This window comes from Bacillus cereus group sp. Bce041 (assembly GCF_052646455.1).
On record NZ_JBQXON010000023.1, the window covers coordinates 1 to 16,974 of the forward strand.

A 16,974-nucleotide genomic window follows, 5' to 3' on the forward strand; every position below is an offset into this window, starting at 1 on the left:
GTATTAGGCACGCCGCCAGCGTTCATCCTGAGCCAGGATCAAACTCTCCAATAAAGTTAGTTTGTCTAGCATCTAAAATAAAAATTGACGTTTCACGTTGTTTGTTTCGTTTAGTTTTCAAAGTTCAACATCGCGTTTCAGCGACTTTTATAATATATCATACTATATTATTTTCGTCAACAAGTTTTTTTGATAAGTTGTATCTCTCATTTGCTGACTCTGCCTATTATATAGGCTTTCTCTTCCCTATGCAAGTATTATTATAAAAAAATAAAGAGAGGGAAAATCCCCTCTCTTATTCTTCTGAAGAAACCTCTTCACTCGTTTCTTCCTCTTCATCTTTTTGTGCTTTTGCTACCGTCGCTACCTCTTGGTCTTCCTCTAATCGAATTAGACGAACACCTTGTGTATTACGTCCCATTTGAGAGATTTGATCAACTGGCATACGAATAATAACGCCTGCCGCTGTAATTAACATAATATCTTCTTCACCTGTAACAGACTTAACAGCTACTAATTTACCGTTCTTATCTGTAATGTTACAAGTTTTCAGACCTTTACCACCGCGACTTTGCAGACGGTATTCATCAATCGGTGTACGCTTTCCGTAACCATTTTTCGTTACAATTAGAACATTTACATCCTCTTCGACAATTTCCATACCTACAACTTGGTCTTCATCGCCCAACGTAATAGCTTTAACACCTGCAGCATTACGTCCCATAGAACGAACATCTTGTTCATTGAAACGAATTAGCATACCGTTACTTGTCCCGACAATAATATCCTTATCACCCGATGTTAAACGTACAGATATTACTTCATCCTCTTCACGAAGAGAAATTGCAATTAAACCATTTGTACGTATATTTGCAAATGATGAAAGTGGCGTTCTCTTAGAAACCCCTTGTTTTGTCGTAAAGAATAAGAACTGATCGTCACCAAATTCACGAATCGGAATAATAGCGTTAATCCACTCACCCTTATCTACCCCTAATAGGTTAATAATTGGTAGTCCTTTTGCAGTACGACTATACTCTGGAATTTCATATCCTTTCGTACGGTATACTTTACCCTTGTTTGTAAAGAATAAAATATGATCATGAGTAGACGTTGTTAATAAATGTTCAACAAAGTCATCATCATTCGTACCCATTCCTTGCACACCACGTCCCCCACGGTTCTGTGTTTTGTACGTAGAAGCTGGTAACCTCTTAATATAACCGTTATGAGTTAACGTAATCGCAATGTTTTGTTCAGGAATTAAATCTTCATCTTCAATAAATTCCATACCGCCAATTGTAATTTCTGTTCGTCTCTTATCATTGAAACGCTCTTTTACTTCTGTTAATTCTTCACGAATAATCTCAAGAACTTTTTCTTCATCTGCTAAAATCGCTTTTAATTCAGCAATTAACTTCATTAAGTCTTGATATTCTTGCTCAATTTTTTCACGTTCTAATCCAGTTAAGCGTTGCAGACGCATATCTAAAATCGCTTGCGCTTGTTTCTCACTTAAACCAAAACGTTCCATTAAGCCTTGCTTTGCAATATCTGCTGTTTTTGAACTACGAATTAACGTAATAACTTCATCAAGATGATCTAAAGCAATTCGTAATCCTTCTAAAATATGAGCACGTGCTTCTGCTTTTTCTAATTCATAAGCAGTACGTCTACGAATTACTACCTTCTGATGCTCTAAATAATGATATAGATTTTGTTTTAAATTTAGTACTTGTGGCTCCCCATTTACAAGAGACAACATATTAATACCGAAACTTGTTTGAAGCGCTGTATGTTTATATAGATTGTTTAATAGTACGTTTGCATTAGCATCACGACGTACTTCCATGACAATACGCATACCATTACGATCTGATTCATCACGTAAATCTGTAATACCTTCAATTTTCTTATCGCGAACTAATTCTGCGATTTTTTCAATTAATCTCGCCTTATTAACTTGATAAGGTAGTTCAGTTACGATAATAGATTGTTTACCGTTTGACTTCTCTTCAATTTCAACCTTAGCACGAAGCATAATGGAACCGCGACCTGTTTCATAAGCTCTTCGAATTCCACTTCTTCCTAAAATTAAACCTGCCGTCGGAAAGTCTGGACCAGGAATATATTCCATCAATTCTGCGATAGTAATATCAGGATTATGACTTAATGCCAGCACACCATCAATTACTTCGCCAAGCTGATGCGGCGGTATATTTGTTGCCATACCAACAGCAATACCTGTTGTACCGTTTACTAATAAATTAGGGAAACGCGCTGGTAGTACTATCGGTTCTCTTTCGGAACCATCATAGTTATCTTGATAATCAATTGTATTTTTTGAAATATCACGTATTAATTCCATAGAAATCTTAGACATTCTTGCCTCTGTATAACGCATTGCTGCTGCTGAATCTCCATCTACAGAACCGAAGTTACCATGCCCATCTACAAGCATATAACGTTGACTAAAATCTTGCGCCATACGTACCATTGTTTCATAAACGGCTGAATCACCATGAGGGTGATACTTACCGATTACTTCACCGACAATACGTGCTGATTTCTTATACGCTTTATCAGCTGTAATTCCTAAATCATTCATCGCATATAAAACCCTACGATGCACAGGTTTTAATCCATCACGAACATCTGGTAATGCACGAGATACGATAACACTCATTGCGTAATCTAAAAATGAGGTACGCATTTCATGACTAATATTAATTTCTCGAATTCGTGCTTGTTGTTGATTGTCTGACATCAACGAGCACCTCCTCTTACATTTCCGTTACACATACATTGATTTATATGTAGAAGACAGGAATACTTAGATTCCTGTCATTACTCATTTAAATATCAAGGTTCTTCACGTATTTTGCATTTTCTTGGATAAAGTTACGACGCGGTTCTACTTTATCACCCATTAAAATTTCAAACGTTTCGTCTGCTTCTATTGCATCTTGAAGAGAAACTTGAAGTAACGAACGTACTTCTGGATCCATTGTCGTCTCCCATAGCTGAGTTGGATTCATCTCCCCAAGACCTTTATAACGTTGAATTCCTGGTTTCGGCTGGGCTGGTAGCTCAGCTAAGATTTTTTCAAGTTCCTTATCGTTGTAAGCATATTGAATTTTTTTACCTTGTTGTATTTTAAACAATGGCGGCTGTGCAATATAGATATAACCACACTCAATTATTTGACGCATATAACGATAGAAGAACGTTAATAATAGGGTACGAATATGTGCACCATCAACATCGGCATCGGTCATAATAATAACTTTATGATAGCGTGCTTTTTCAATATCGAAGTCTCCACCAATATTTGTACCGATTGCCGTAATAATTGTACGAACTTCATCATTTGATAAAATCTTATCTAAGCGCGCCTTTTCCACATTAATAATTTTACCCTTCAGCGGTAAAATTGCTTGGAAATGACGATCGCGTCCTTGTTTTGCAGATCCACCCGCAGAGTCACCCTCTACGATGTAAATTTCACTAATTGCTGGATCTTTCGAAGAGCAATCAGCTAATTTACCAGGTAAACTTGAAACTTCTAACGCACTCTTTCGACGTGTCAATTCACGCGCTTTTTTCGCAGCTACACGTGCACGTGCAGCCATCGTACCTTTTTCTACAATTTTTCGCGCTACATTAGGATTTTCTAGTAAGAACTTTTCAAATGCCTCTGAGAATACAGACTCTGTAATTGTTCTCGCTTCACTATTCCCAAGTTTTGTCTTCGTTTGTCCTTCAAATTGTGGATTTGGATGCTTGATTGATACAATTGCTGTTAAACCTTCACGAACATCCTCACCAGTTAAATTACTGTCCGCATCTTTTAAAATGCTATTTTTACGACCATAGTCGTTGATTACACGAGTTAAAGCTGTTTTAAAACCTACCTCATGTGTACCACCTTCATACGTATGGATGTTATTCGTAAATGAGTAAATATTATTTGTGTATCCTTCGTTATATTGAAGAGAAACCTCAACCTGAATACCATCTTTTGAACCTTCTACGTACACAGGCTCTTCATGAATCGGTTGTTTTGAGCGATTTAAATGCTCAACGTATGATTTAATTCCACCTTCGTAATGGAATTCTTTCTTTTGCTTATGTTCACGTTTATCTTCAATTGTTAATTTAATATTACGATTTAAAAACGCTAATTCACGCATACGAGTTGCTAGCGTATCAAAATCGTATACTGTTGTTTCTTGGAAAATTTCCGGATCTGGTTTAAATCGAGTTATTGTTCCTGTTTGATCGGTGTCACCAATGACTTTTAAATCCGCAACCGGAATACCTCTTTCGTATTTTTGGTAATGGATTTTACCTTCACGATGTACAAATACTTCTAATTCTGTTGATAGAGCATTTACAACCGATGCCCCAACACCATGTAAACCACCAGAAACTTTATAACCGCCACCGCCAAATTTACCACCGGCGTGGAGAACAGTCATAATAACTTCTACAGCTGGACGTCCCATTTTTTCTTGTATACCAACCGGAATACCACGCCCATTATCCGTTACACGAATACTATTATCTTCTTCGATACTAACATTAATTTCATCACAATAACCTGCAAGTGCTTCATCAATACTATTATCTACGATTTCCCAAACAAGATGGTGAAGCCCTTTTCCACTTGTAGATCCAATATACATACCAGGGCGTTTCCGAACTGCCTCTAGTCCTTCAAGCACCTGTATCTGACTTTCATCATATGCATTTTCTTGCATTTGCTTTTGTTCCATTGACACAAAGATCACCTACTTTTCCATTTAAACAGGGGTTATTCCCTATCTATTTCACAATCTACAGTGCCGTTCGTTACATGAATTGTTTTCGCTTCTTTTAATGTTTCGTGTTCAATTCCGTCGACACTCGTCGTTGTAACAAATGTTTGCACTTTTCCTTGAATTGTATTTAAAAGATGTGATTGACGATAATCATCTAATTCTGATAAAACATCATCCAACAAAAGGATTGGATATTCTTTAACCTCTGAATAAATCAATTCAATTTCAGCTAATTTTAGGGATAGTGCGGTCGTTCGTTGTTGTCCTTGCGAACCAAAGACTTGAACATTTTTACTATTAACGAAGAATTGTAAATCGTCACGATGAGGACCAATTAAAGTCGTACCACGGAAAATTTCACGTTGTTTCACAGATTGAAAACTTTCATAGTATACTTCTTTTATTTTCGACAAATCCATTGATTCTGATACATCTACACTTGGTTTATAGACAATTTCTAACTCTTCTAATCCACGGCTTATACCTCGATGAATTGGAGCTGCCCATTCCTGTAGCAAATGCAAAAACTCAAAACGTTTTTGCAGTATTTTCGCACCATGCTCAATTAGTTGAAGTGTAAATACATCCAACATCGTTTCCTCATTCTTACTATTCCCTTGCATTTTTTTCAACAAGTGATTTCGTTGCGTGAGCACCTTTTGATATTGACTTAATTCATACAAATATACAGGAGCTATTTGTCCTAATTCCATATCTAAAAAGCGTCTTCTTACTTGAGGGCTTCCTTTTACAAGATTTAAATCTTCTGGGGCAAACATGACAACGTTCATCACGCCAATATATTGACTTAACTTTTGTTGTTCAAGTTGATTTAATTTTGCCTTTTTACCTTTTTTCGAAATATTTAATTCCAAAGACAAAGAACTGTTTCTTTTTTGTAATCTCCCTTTTATTTGACCAAAATCTTCATCCCAGCGGATAAGTTCGCGATCATTAGAGGTTCTATGAGATTTCGCCATCGCTAAAACATAAATAGCTTCCATCAAATTTGTTTTCCCTTGCGCATTTTCGCCGATAATTACATTTACCTTATCTTCAAAGGAAAGCTCTAATTTTTCATAATTGCGATAGTTTTTTAATTGTATTTCTGAAATAAACAAAGGGCTCCCCCTTTATGCCTGAACTTGGAAAGTTCCGCTTCCTGGAATTTCAATAACATCATTCGCATATAGTTTGCGACCTCTTCTATTTTCAAGTTCGTTGTTCACGTACACTTCATATTCTTGTAAAAACCATTTTACAGCGCCACCTGTATCAATTACATCAGCTAACTTTAAAAATTGTCCTAGTGTAATATACTCTGTTGAAATTTTAATACGTTTCATAAAATCGCTCACTTTCTGAAAGTGTTCATTCTTTCATTGTACTAAATAAACTAGCATTAGGAAAGTAATACCCAAAAATCAAATAAGGGCCACTAGCATCTTTAAACTAGCAACCCTTATTCCTTACCTAGTAAGTACGAACCGGTAAAATTAATTGAATAATTGAATCATCATTTACTGTACGAATTAAGAACGGTCTCATCGCCCCAGTAAAGCTAACTTTAATCTCTGTACTATCCAAAGCTTTCAATGCATCCATCATATATTTTGCACTAAAAGATATTTTTAACTCTTCTCCATCTACTTTTTCGCATTGTACTTCTTCGACAACTTTTCCGATTTCTGGTGAATTCGAAGAAATCTCTAGCATTTCTTGCTCTAAAGTTGATAATTTAACAACGTTATTGCGGCCATCTCTTGCTAATAGTGAAGCGCGATCAATTGCTTGTAGGAATTCTTTTGTATTCACAAAAATATCCGTTTTACTCTCTGCCGGAATTAAACGTGTCGTATCAGGATAATTCCCTTCTAACAATCTTGAGAAGAATAATAAATGTTTTGTACGGAATAATACTTGATACTCCGTAATAACGATATCTACCATTTCTTCAGACTCATCTAAAATTTTACTTAATTCATTTAAGCTCTTACCTGGGATAACAACATTAGCTTGGAATTCATCTGCAATATTATGTCCTTCAATTTTTGCTTTTCGAAGTGCCAACCTATGACTATCTGTTGCAATACAAGTTAACTCGCTGTTATATACCTTCCAGTTTACACCTGTCAAGATTGGTCTTGTTTCAGAAGTAGAAACTGCAAATACAGTTTGTCTGATCATATGTTTAAGTAAATCTGTTGGTATCTTAAATACATGATGTTCTTCAATCTGTGGCAATAACGGATATTCTGCAGAATCTAAACCATTTAGGTTAAACTCTGATTTTCCAGATTTTATTTTTGTCATAAAATGATTTTCTACAGAAATTTCGACAGTGTCTTTAGGTAGTTTTTTTACAATCTCACTAAAATATTTTGCCTGTAAAACAATGCTTCCTGATTGAGCTATTTCTACGATTTCTTTTCCATCTTCTTCGACTGGAATAAACGATTCAATAGAAATATCAGCATCGCTTCCTGTTAATGTAACTCCTTCTTCAGTTGCTACAACTTTAATTCCCGTAAGAATTGGGATTGTTGTACGAGAAGAAACTGCCTTCATTACATCTTGTACACCTCTTACAAGATAGTCTTTTTGTATTGTAAAACGCATAAAGAAAAACCTCCGGTAAGTATAAGATTTTATTTAATTAATAAAGATAAAAAATAGTAGTAATAGTAATAGGGCTTGTGGATATGTGGATAACCCCGCTAAAGGATGTAAAAACAGTCTATCTACATGTGGATAGACTGTGCGTAAAACAAGGTAAGTTATTCACACTATTCAGCTACTACTTTAAAATACCATTAATTTCTTCAACTTGCTTTTGTAATTGCGTATCGGTTTTTAGTAGTTTAGAGATTTTTTCATGGGCATGGATAACTGTTGTATGATCACGTCCACCAAATTCTTCACCTATTTTTGGTAAAGAGGAATCTGTAAGCTCGCGCGATAAATACATTGCAATTTGGCGAGGAAACGCAACTGATTTTGTACGTTTTTTCGCTTTAAAATCTTCTAATTTCACTTGATAAACGTCCCCGACAGCTTTTTGAATATCATAAATAGAGATAATTTTCGGCTTAGAATTTGGAATAATATCTTTAAGTGCTTCAGCTGCTAAATCAGCATTAATATCTTTATTAATTAAAGATGAATAAGCTACAACTCGGATAAGTGCACCTTCTAATTCACGAATATTTGAATCAATTTGATTTGCGATATAAAGCATAACTTCATTTGGTATATCAAGCCCTTCAGCTTTTGCTTTTTTGCGTAAAATCGCAATTCGTGTCTCTAAATCTGGCGGCGTAATGTCTGTAATAAGTCCCCATTCAAAGCGGGAACGAAGACGATCTTCTAAAGTTGGAATTTCTTTTGGTGGTCGGTCACTAGAAATTACAATTTGTTTACTTTCTTCGTGTAATGCGTTAAATGTATGGAAAAACTCTTCTTGAGTCTGTTCTTTTCCAGCAAGAAATTGAATATCATCTATCAATAAAACATCTACGTTACGATATTTATTACGAAAATCAACAGCTTTATTATCACGAATAGAGTTAATAAATTCATTTGTAAATTTTTCTGATGATAAATATACAACTTTTGCATTTGGATTATGTTCAATTACATAATGACCAATTGCGTGCATTAAATGTGTCTTTCCAAGTCCAACTCCCCCGTAAATAAAGAGTGGATTATACGCTTTAGCTGGCGCCTCAGCTACAGCTAATGAAGCTGCATGGGCAAAACGGTTACCAGAGCCAATAACAAATGTATCGAATGTATATTTTGGATTTAACATGCTCTGTGGTAAATGAGCTGAATCATCTTGTGCTGGATTCGGCTTAACTGGAGGCAGATCAATGTCCTCTTCAGCTTGACTTTGGGGAATAATAAAGCGAATTGCTAATTTTGCCCCTGTTAAATCGTATAGTGTTTCTGAAATTAGTTCGGAGTAATGAGATTCTAGCCAGTCACGAGCAAATTCATTCGGAGCTGTAATCGTTAATACGTCTTTCTTCAAGTTATGAGCCGTTGTGGATTTTAACCATGTCTCATAACTAGGCTTGCTTACCTTTTTTTCTAATTCTTTTAAGGCACTATTCCATAAATCAGAGATATTTTCCAAAGGTGTCCCTCCTTTACTAAGTTGGTAAAAGAATAAGGTTGTGCAACAAATGTACAACCTAATAAATATAAAATGTATATTTATACGAAACGTATTTTAAAACCTAAAAACGTCGTTTGTATATGAGATAGGGTTTTCGACAAAAAAAGCAAATGTGGACAACTATTTACCCACATGTGATTAAAACTGTCCACATGTTATACACAAATTGTGGATAAGATAAAGATGTGGAAAACTTATTCAAAGTGAAAACACAACTATAATATCAAAAAAAAGTGGCTATAGCAATGAATTTAAGAAAGTTATCCACAAAATCAATACCTTGTGGAATAAACTTGTCCACAACACGATATACTGTGTAAAAGTGCGAAAAAAGTTTGTGGATATAAAAAGCGCGAAAAAATATTTATCCACAAGGAAATATAGGTGCTGTGAAAAAGTATGTGAATAGGTTCAAAATGAATATTTGATGAAAATTTCTAGAACCATTGACATTTTCCTAGTTAATTAACTATAATTTATAGGACTGTCTTTAACAGATATTCCTCAGGGAGGTGTCATATAATGAAAAGAACTTACCAACCAAATAAACGTAAGCGCAGCAAAGTACATGGTTTCCGCAGCCGTATGAGCACAGCGAACGGACGTAAAGTGCTAGCAGCTCGTCGTCGTAAAGGAAGAAAAGTATTATCTGCGTAGACCACTGATCGTTCAGTGGTCTTTTTTTCTAATAATAGTGAATTTCCGCTGATGAAATACAGGAGTGTCAATTGATATGAAGAAAAAACATCGTATAAAGAAGAATGATGAATTCCAGGCGGTTTTTCAAAAAGGAAAATCAAATGCAAATCGTCAGTTTGTTGTATACCAATTAGATAAAGAAGAACAGCCAAACTTTCGCATCGGCCTTTCTGTTAGCAAGAAAATAGGAAATGCAGTAGTTCGTAATCGAATTAAGCGCATGGTCCGTCAGGCTATTACAGAGTTAAAAGATGAGATAGCTTCTGGAAAAGATTTTGTTATAATAGCAAGGAAGCCTTGTGCAGAGATGACATATGAAGAAGTAAAGAAAAGCTTAATTCATGTCTTTAAACGCTCTGGTATGAAAAGAATAAAAAAGTAGCGTAAGGAAATGAATTACACTATATACATACCGATACAAGGAGGAGTAGGCTTTGAAAAAGAAATTAGGTTTACTAGCCATGGTCGTTGCATTAATGGCGATTGCCACCGGTTGTAGTGAAACGGGTCAGCCGATTACATCGAAAAGTACTGGGATTTGGAATGAATATTTCGTATATCCGCTTTCTCAGTTAATCACGTATTTTGCCGACTTATTTAACAGTAATTACGGTTTAGCAATTGTTATTACAACTCTTATCATTCGTTTTGCATTATTACCATTAATGATTAAACAAACAAAGAGTACAAAGGCAATGCAAGCGTTACAACCAGAAATGGTGAAGTTAAAAGAGAAATATAGTTCTAAAGATCAAGCAACACAGCAAAAACTACAACAAGAAATGATGCAGTTATATCAAAAGAATGGTGTAAATCCATTGGCAGGATGTTTACCGATATTTGTTCAGATGCCTATTTTATTCGCGTTTTATCATGCGATTATGAGAACAGCTGAAATTAAACAACATAGTTTCTTATGGTTCGATTTAGGACATGCAGACCCGTTCTATATCTTACCAGTCGTTGCAGCAATTACGACATTTATTCAGCAAAAGCTTGCAATGGCAGGAACAGCTGGTCAAAATCCACAAATGGCAATGATGCTTTGGCTTATGCCGATTATGATTTTAATCTTTGCAATTAACTTCCCAGCTGCATTATCACTTTACTGGGTTGTTGGTAATATCTTTGGTATTGCTCAAATGTACTTTATTAAAGGGCCAGAGATTAAGGCTAGTAAGGCTGGTAAGGCTGGAGGCTCAAGCAAGTGAGTGTAATTACTGCTAAAGGACAAACAGTCGAGCTGGCAGTAGAGGATGCTTTAAGGCAATTAAATACATCAAAAGATCGAGTAGATATAAATATTGTCGATGAGGGTAAAAGGGGATTCTTAGGTTTATTTGGGAATCGCCCTGCAGTAGTAGAAGTTGTATTGAAGAAAGATCCAATTCAAGAATGTGAAGAATATTTAAGAAATGTTATTCACGATATGGGTGTGGAAGTCGAGATTAGTAAAATTGTAAAAGGACGCGAAATCGAATTTACAATTTCTGGTGATAATGTAGGTGTTTTAATTGGGAAAAGAGGTAATACATTGAACTCTTTACAGTATTTAACAAAACTTGTCGCGAATCGTAACACGAAGCAGTATATCGGTATTACACTAGATGCTGAAAATTATCGTAGTAAAAGAAAAAGTACGTTAGAATCACTTTCTTATCGATTAGCGAAACAAGTATTTAATACGAAAAAAAGAGTTATTTTAGAACCGATGCCATCTTTTGAACGAAAAATTATTCATCAGGCATTATCAAATCATCAAGGTATCAATACAACTTCTGAAGGAAATGAACCACATCGGCATGTTGTAATATCTCCTAAATGACCGGTTGCTCAAATGAGTGCCGGTTTTTTTGAGCGGAAAATAGATGTGGATAACTAAAAAACACTAAACTTATCCACTGTGAATAAGTTTAGTGTTTTTTACATGGGGATATAATAAAATGAGTTATTCTTCTTTTGTAGATAGGTTCGTTATGGTATCCTAATAATTTAGTGAAAGAAATAATCATGTTGAAATAGAGATAAATAAGCAAGTGAGGTGAAAGGACATGGAATTTGATACAATTGCTGCGATTTCCACAGCGCTTGGAGAGGGTGCAATTGCCATTGTTCGAGTAAGTGGGGATGATGCGGTTGAGAAAGTTGATCGTATTTTTAAGGGGAAGGATTTAACAGAGGTTCCTTCTCACACTATTCATTATGGTCATATTGTTGATTTAGATACAAATCAAGTTATTGAAGAAGTTATGGTGTCTATTATGCGCGCACCAAGGACTTTTACACGTGAAAATATAGTGGAAATTAACTGTCACGGTGGACTTGTTTCAGTAAATAAAGTATTGCAACTTATTCTAGCACAAGGAGTACGATTGGCAGAACCGGGCGAATTTACAAAACGTGCTTTTTTAAATGGACGTATCGACTTATCACAAGCAGAAGCTGTTATGGATTTGATTCGAGCAAAAACAGATCGTGCGATGAATGTAGCAATTAATCAAATGGAAGGGCGATTATCTAAATTAATTGGTCTTTTGCGTCAAGAAATATTAGAAACATTAGCTCATGTTGAGGTAAATATAGATTATCCAGAATACGATGATGTAGAAGAGATGACACATAATATTTTAATTGAGAAAGCGACGCATGTTCGTTCGGAAATCGAAAAAATATTAGAAACATCAAAACAGGGGAAAATTTTACGTGAAGGTATTGCTACAGCAATTATCGGTAGACCTAACGTTGGGAAATCATCGTTATTAAATAGTCTTGTTCAGGAGAAAAAGGCAATTGTAACTGATATTGCAGGAACAACTCGTGATGTTATTGAAGAGTACGTTAACGTGCGTGGTGTACCTCTTAAACTTATAGATACAGCCGGTATTCGGGAGACAGAAGATGTTGTTGAACGAATTGGTGTGGAACGTTCAAAAGAAATGATGAGCCAAGCGGATTTAGTATTAGTTGTTGTCAACTATAGCGAGGCTTTAACAAATGAGGATGAAGATCTATTCCGTGCGGTACAAGAAAAAGACTTTATTGTTATTGTGAATAAGACTGATTTACCGCAAGCGATTGATATGGAACGTGTTACAGAGTTAGCCGCGGGAAATCGTGTTATTACAACATCCTTAATTGAGGAACAAGGAATAGATGAACTAGAAAAGGCAATAGCTGATTTATTCTTTGAAGGAACAATCGATTCTGCAGATATGACATATGTTTCTAATGCGAGACATATTGGATTATTAACACAAGCAGGAAAAACAATCGGTGATGCAGTTGAGGCGATTGAAAATGGTGTACCAATTGATATGGTACAAATTGATTTAACAAGAACGTGGGAAATACTTGGTGAAATTACTGGGGACACAGTGCATGAAAGCTTAATTGACCAGTTGTTCTCTCAATTTTGTTTAGGAAAATAATATAGTGAAGTTGTAGAAAGATAGAGATTATTAGGAGGAATAAACAATGGGATACAATGCCGGTTCATACGATGTCATAGTAATCGGTGCAGGTCATGCAGGATGTGAAGCTGGTCTTGCGGCAGCACGAATGGGCTCAAAAACATTAATGTTAACAATTAATTTGGATATGGTAGCATTCATGCCATGTAACCCTTCTGTTGGTGGACCAGCAAAAGGGATTGTTGTTCGTGAAATTGATGCATTAGGCGGAGAAATGGGACGTAATATTGATAAAACTCATATTCAAATGCGTATGCTAAATACAGGTAAGGGACCAGCCGTACGTGCACTTCGAGCGCAAGCTGATAAATTCGCTTACCAACATGAATTAAAGAAAACAATTGAAGAAACACCAAACTTAACGTTGTTCCAAGGAATGGTAGAGCGTTTAATCGTTGAAGAAGGTGTATGTAAAGGGGTAGTTACACAAGCTGGTGCAGAATATACAGCAAAAACTGTTGTAATTACAACTGGAACATTTTTACGCGGCGAGATTATCATGGGCGACTTAAAATATTCAAGCGGTCCAAATAATCAGCAACCGTCTATTACATTATCTGAGCATTTAGAGGAACTTGGATTTGATCTTGTTAGATTTAAAACAGGGACACCTCCGCGTGTAAACAGTAATACAATTGACTACAGTAAAACAGAAATTCAACCAGGTGATGATAAGCCACGTGCGTTCTCTTTTGAAACAACGAAATTTATTATGGATCAAATTCCATGTTGGTTGACATATACAAGTACAGAAACACACCGTTTAATAGATGAAAATTTACATCGTTCAGCTATGTATTCTGGTATGATTAAAGGAACAGGCCCTAGATACTGTCCTTCTATTGAAGACAAAGTAGTAAGATTTAATGATAAACCACGCCATCAAATTTTCTTAGAGCCAGAAGGGCGTAATACACAAGAAGTATATGTACAAGGTTTATCCACAAGCTTACCAGAAGATGTACAACGTGACATGCTTAGAACAATTCCAGGCCTAGAAAATGTTGAAATGATGCGTACAGGTTATGCAATTGAATATGATGCAATTGTGCCAACACAACTATGGCCAACACTTGAAACGAAAAAGATTAAAAATTTATATACAGCAGGACAAATTAATGGAACTTCTGGTTACGAAGAGGCGGCCGGACAAGGGCTTATGGCTGGAATTAATGCAGCATGCCGTTCTTTAGGTAAAAAAGAAGTTGTTTTAGGTCGCGAGGATGCTTATATTGGCGTCTTAATTGATGATCTTGTAACGAAAGGTACAAATGAACCATATCGTTTATTAACGTCTCGTGCAGAATACCGTCTATTATTACGCCACGATAATGCTGATCTTCGTTTAACTGAAGTTGGTCGTGAAATTGGATTAATTAAAGAAGAGCGCTATGAGCGATTTACAAATAAAAAATTACAAATTGAACAGGAAAAGGAACGTTTAAGCAGCATTATTATTAAACCACGTCCTGAAGTTCAAGAATTAATTCGCAATATTGGCGGAAGTGAATTGAAAGATGGAATACGTGCAAGTGACTTATTACGTCGTCCAGAGATGACATATGAGCATATTCATCTTTTAGTACCAAGTGAAGTAGAATTAAGTGATGAAGTTAAAGAACAAGTTGAAATTCAGATTAAGTATGAAGGGTATATTGAAAAATCTTTACAGCAAGTAGAGCGTATGAAGAAAATGGAGAGTAAAAAAATCCCTGTAGATATTGATTATGATGCGATTTCTAGCCTTGCTTCAGAAGCTAGACAGAAATTGAAAGATGTTCGTCCACTTTCAATGGGGCAGGCTTCACGTATTTCTGGCGTAAATCCAGCGGATATTTCCATTTTACTTGTGTATATAGAACAAGGAAAAATTGCACGCGTATCGAACCAATAAATAGTAAGGAGATATTGCTAGATGAACATAGAACAATTTCAATCTATGCTAGAAGAGAAGGGAATCACCCTCTCTTCTAGACAGTTAGAGCAGTTCAAAATCTACTTTGAAACATTAGTAGAGTGGAATGAAAAAATGAACTTAACGGCTATTACAGAAAAAGAAGAAGTATATTTAAAACACTTTTTTGATTCCATTACAGCTGCTTTTTATTATGATTTTTCAAAACCATTCTCAATTTGTGATGTTGGTGCAGGGGCTGGATTCCCAAGTATTCCTTTAAAAATCTGTTTCCCGCACTTAAAAGTAACAATTGTAGATTCATTGCAAAAACGTATTAATTTCTTAAATCACTTAGCCCAAAAGTTAGAATTAAGTGATGTTGCATTTTGTCACGATCGTGCTGAAACATTTGGGAAAAAAGAAGGTGTACGTGAATCATACGATATTGTAATGGCACGTGCAGTTGCGCGTCTTTCTGTATTAAGTGAGCTATGTTTACCACTTGTAAAAGTTGGAGGAACATTCATTGCAATGAAAGGTGCAGCAGCAAACGAAGAAATTGAAAATGGCAAGTATGCTTTAGAGGTGCTAGGCGGAGAGTTAAAAGAGATGTCTACGTTCCAATTGCCGTTTGAAGAGAGTGAACGTAATATTTTATTAATCGAGAAAAAGCGCAAGACACCAAAGAAATATCCACGCAAACCGGGAACACCCAATAAATTACCTATTGAAAAATAAATCTTATTAGACGTAAGATTAAATTATATAAATGAAAACGTAAATGTTTCATAGGAAACATTTTATGGAGAATAGTCAATAGGCCTAAAAGGTGGTGGAATATGTATGAAAAATACGTTTTCTCGTTTATTTGGCTTTGGAGATAAAGAGAGCGAATTCGAATTACAAGACGAAAGCCATGAAGAGATAGATAAAAAGGTATATGAAGAAATACAAGAAATTCCGATAATAAATATTACCCCTAACCGTTATCAACCAAGAACAGTTTTTGATGATGCGCGTATTGATGAGCTAGCATTAACAATTCGTACACATGGACTTATTCAACCGATTGTTGTAAGGCAATATGAGGATGATAAGTACGAGATTATTGCTGGAGAAAGACGTTTTCGCGCGGCAACAAAGTTAGGTTGGGAAAAGGTTCCTGCAATTATAAAGAATTTAAATGATACAGAGACAGCTTCTGTAGCTTTAATTGAAAACTTGCAACGTGAGGAACTAACGGCAATCGAGGAAGCTGTGGCATATCAAAAGCTGATTGAGTTACATAATTTAACACAAGAAGCATTGGCACAACGACTTGGAAAAGGACAATCTACAATCGCAAATAAGTTGCGCTTGTTAAAGTTGCCTGAAGAAATAAAAAGTGCATTATTAGAAAAAAGCATTACAGAACGTCATGCCCGCGCTCTCATTCCTTTAAAAAATGAGGAATTACAACTGAAGGTTTTACAGGAAATTGTTGAGAAACAACTAAATGTAAAGCAAACAGAAGAACGAATTGCGAAGTTACTAGAGGAAGCGAAACCGAAGCGTAAGGCAAAGCAAAAAGCAGTAAGTCGAGATACGAGGATTGCTATGAATACAATTAGACAATCTTTACAAATGGTTACTGAAAGTGGTTTGAATGTTAATTCTGAGGAAGAAGAATTTGATGAGTACTATCAAATTACAATTAAAATTCCAAAGAAAAAATAATAATGACGTGCTAGAGACCTTATCCTATTGGAGAGGTCTCTTTTACTATATTTTCTTGTTAAATGAAGAAGGAGTTTAGAAATAAATTTTGAAGTTTAATAAAGGACGTAAAAGAAAAAGTTTTATTTCATGTTACAATAAACGTAATTGTTACTAGAATAAGATAGAAAGGTTGAAAGTAGGTGACAT

14 protein-coding genes are annotated in these 16,974 nt (G+C 35.5%); 8 read left to right on the forward strand and 6 right to left on the reverse strand.

Annotated features, from left to right (window positions below; genetic code table 11):
* Window positions 1-295 precede the first annotated feature (295 nt).
* The 6 genes from gyrA to dnaA all read right to left on the reverse strand — a co-directional run bounded on the left by gyrA (window position 296) and on the right by dnaA (window position 8,961).
* Window positions 296-2,767 (reverse strand): DNA gyrase subunit A, encoded by a 2,472-nt coding sequence (gene gyrA / locus ACUN13_RS29900; RefSeq protein WP_001282864.1) that lies wholly within the window; start codon window positions 2,765-2,767, stop codon window positions 296-298.
* 88 nt (window positions 2,768-2,855) lie between these two features.
* Window positions 2,856-4,778, reverse strand: coding sequence for a DNA topoisomerase (ATP-hydrolyzing) subunit B (gyrB, locus tag ACUN13_RS29905; protein WP_000435982.1), 1,923 nt, complete (start codon window positions 4,776-4,778; stop codon window positions 2,856-2,858).
* A gap of 38 nt (window positions 4,779-4,816) precedes the next feature.
* Entirely contained in the window at window positions 4,817-5,944 is a 1,128-nt protein-coding gene (recF, locus tag ACUN13_RS29910) for a DNA replication/repair protein RecF (RefSeq protein WP_342761623.1), read from the reverse strand.
* Window positions 5,945-5,956: 12 nt separating this feature from the next.
* Window positions 5,957-6,169 carry a S4 domain-containing protein YaaA gene (gene yaaA / locus ACUN13_RS29915; RefSeq protein ID WP_000821364.1) on the reverse strand — a complete coding sequence of 71 codons (213 nt, stop codon included), beginning with the start codon at window positions 6,167-6,169 and terminating at the stop codon, window positions 5,957-5,959.
* 127 nt (window positions 6,170-6,296) lie between these two features.
* Window positions 6,297-7,442, reverse strand: a complete 1,146-nt coding sequence (gene dnaN, locus ACUN13_RS29920) for a DNA polymerase III subunit beta (RefSeq protein WP_001212884.1) — start codon at window positions 7,440-7,442, stop codon at window positions 6,297-6,299.
* 178 nt (window positions 7,443-7,620) lie between these two features.
* Entirely contained in the window at window positions 7,621-8,961 is a 1,341-nt protein-coding gene (gene dnaA / locus ACUN13_RS29925) for a chromosomal replication initiator protein DnaA (protein WP_000428017.1), read from the reverse strand.
* Window positions 8,962-9,525: 564 nt separating this feature from the next.
* Between dnaA and rpmH the strand changes: the two genes are divergently transcribed.
* From rpmH to noc, 8 genes are all read left to right on the forward strand, one after another.
* A complete protein-coding gene (gene rpmH / locus ACUN13_RS29930) occupies window positions 9,526-9,660 on the forward strand; it encodes a 50S ribosomal protein L34 (protein WP_000831901.1) in 135 nt (44 codons plus the stop codon).
* Window positions 9,661-9,736: 76 nt separating this feature from the next.
* Window positions 9,737-10,084: a ribonuclease P protein component gene (rnpA, locus tag ACUN13_RS29935; RefSeq protein WP_000726619.1), complete on the forward strand. Its 348-nt coding sequence runs from the start codon at window positions 9,737-9,739 to the stop codon at window positions 10,082-10,084.
* A gap of 52 nt (window positions 10,085-10,136) precedes the next feature.
* Complete coding sequence (gene spoIIIJ / locus ACUN13_RS29940; protein ID WP_000727738.1) at window positions 10,137-10,913, forward strand: YidC family membrane integrase SpoIIIJ; 777 nt, start codon at window positions 10,137-10,139, stop codon at window positions 10,911-10,913.
* The gene (gene jag / locus ACUN13_RS29945; protein ID WP_000111516.1) at window positions 10,910-11,527 is read left to right on the forward strand and encodes an RNA-binding cell elongation regulator Jag/EloR; all 618 of its coding nucleotides are present in this window, start codon (window positions 10,910-10,912) and stop codon (window positions 11,525-11,527) included. The genes spoIIIJ and jag overlap by 4 nt, the downstream gene beginning before the upstream one ends.
* Window positions 11,528-11,753: 226 nt before the next feature.
* On the forward strand, window positions 11,754-13,130 hold the full coding sequence (gene mnmE / locus ACUN13_RS29950; protein ID WP_342761622.1) for a tRNA uridine-5-carboxymethylaminomethyl(34) synthesis GTPase MnmE: 1,377 nt from the start codon (window positions 11,754-11,756) through the stop codon (window positions 13,128-13,130).
* A gap of 46 nt (window positions 13,131-13,176) precedes the next feature.
* Window positions 13,177-15,066 (forward strand): tRNA uridine-5-carboxymethylaminomethyl(34) synthesis enzyme MnmG, encoded by a 1,890-nt coding sequence (gene mnmG / locus ACUN13_RS29955; protein WP_000541031.1) that lies wholly within the window; start codon window positions 13,177-13,179, stop codon window positions 15,064-15,066.
* 21 nt (window positions 15,067-15,087) lie between these two features.
* Entirely contained in the window at window positions 15,088-15,807 is a 720-nt protein-coding gene (rsmG, locus tag ACUN13_RS29960; RefSeq protein WP_001019628.1) for a 16S rRNA (guanine(527)-N(7))-methyltransferase RsmG, read from the forward strand.
* A 105-nt stretch (window positions 15,808-15,912) separates the two neighbouring features.
* Window positions 15,913-16,785: a nucleoid occlusion protein gene (noc, locus tag ACUN13_RS29965; RefSeq protein ID WP_445424147.1), complete on the forward strand. Its 873-nt coding sequence runs from the start codon at window positions 15,913-15,915 to the stop codon at window positions 16,783-16,785.
* Window positions 16,786-16,974 lie beyond the last annotated feature (189 nt).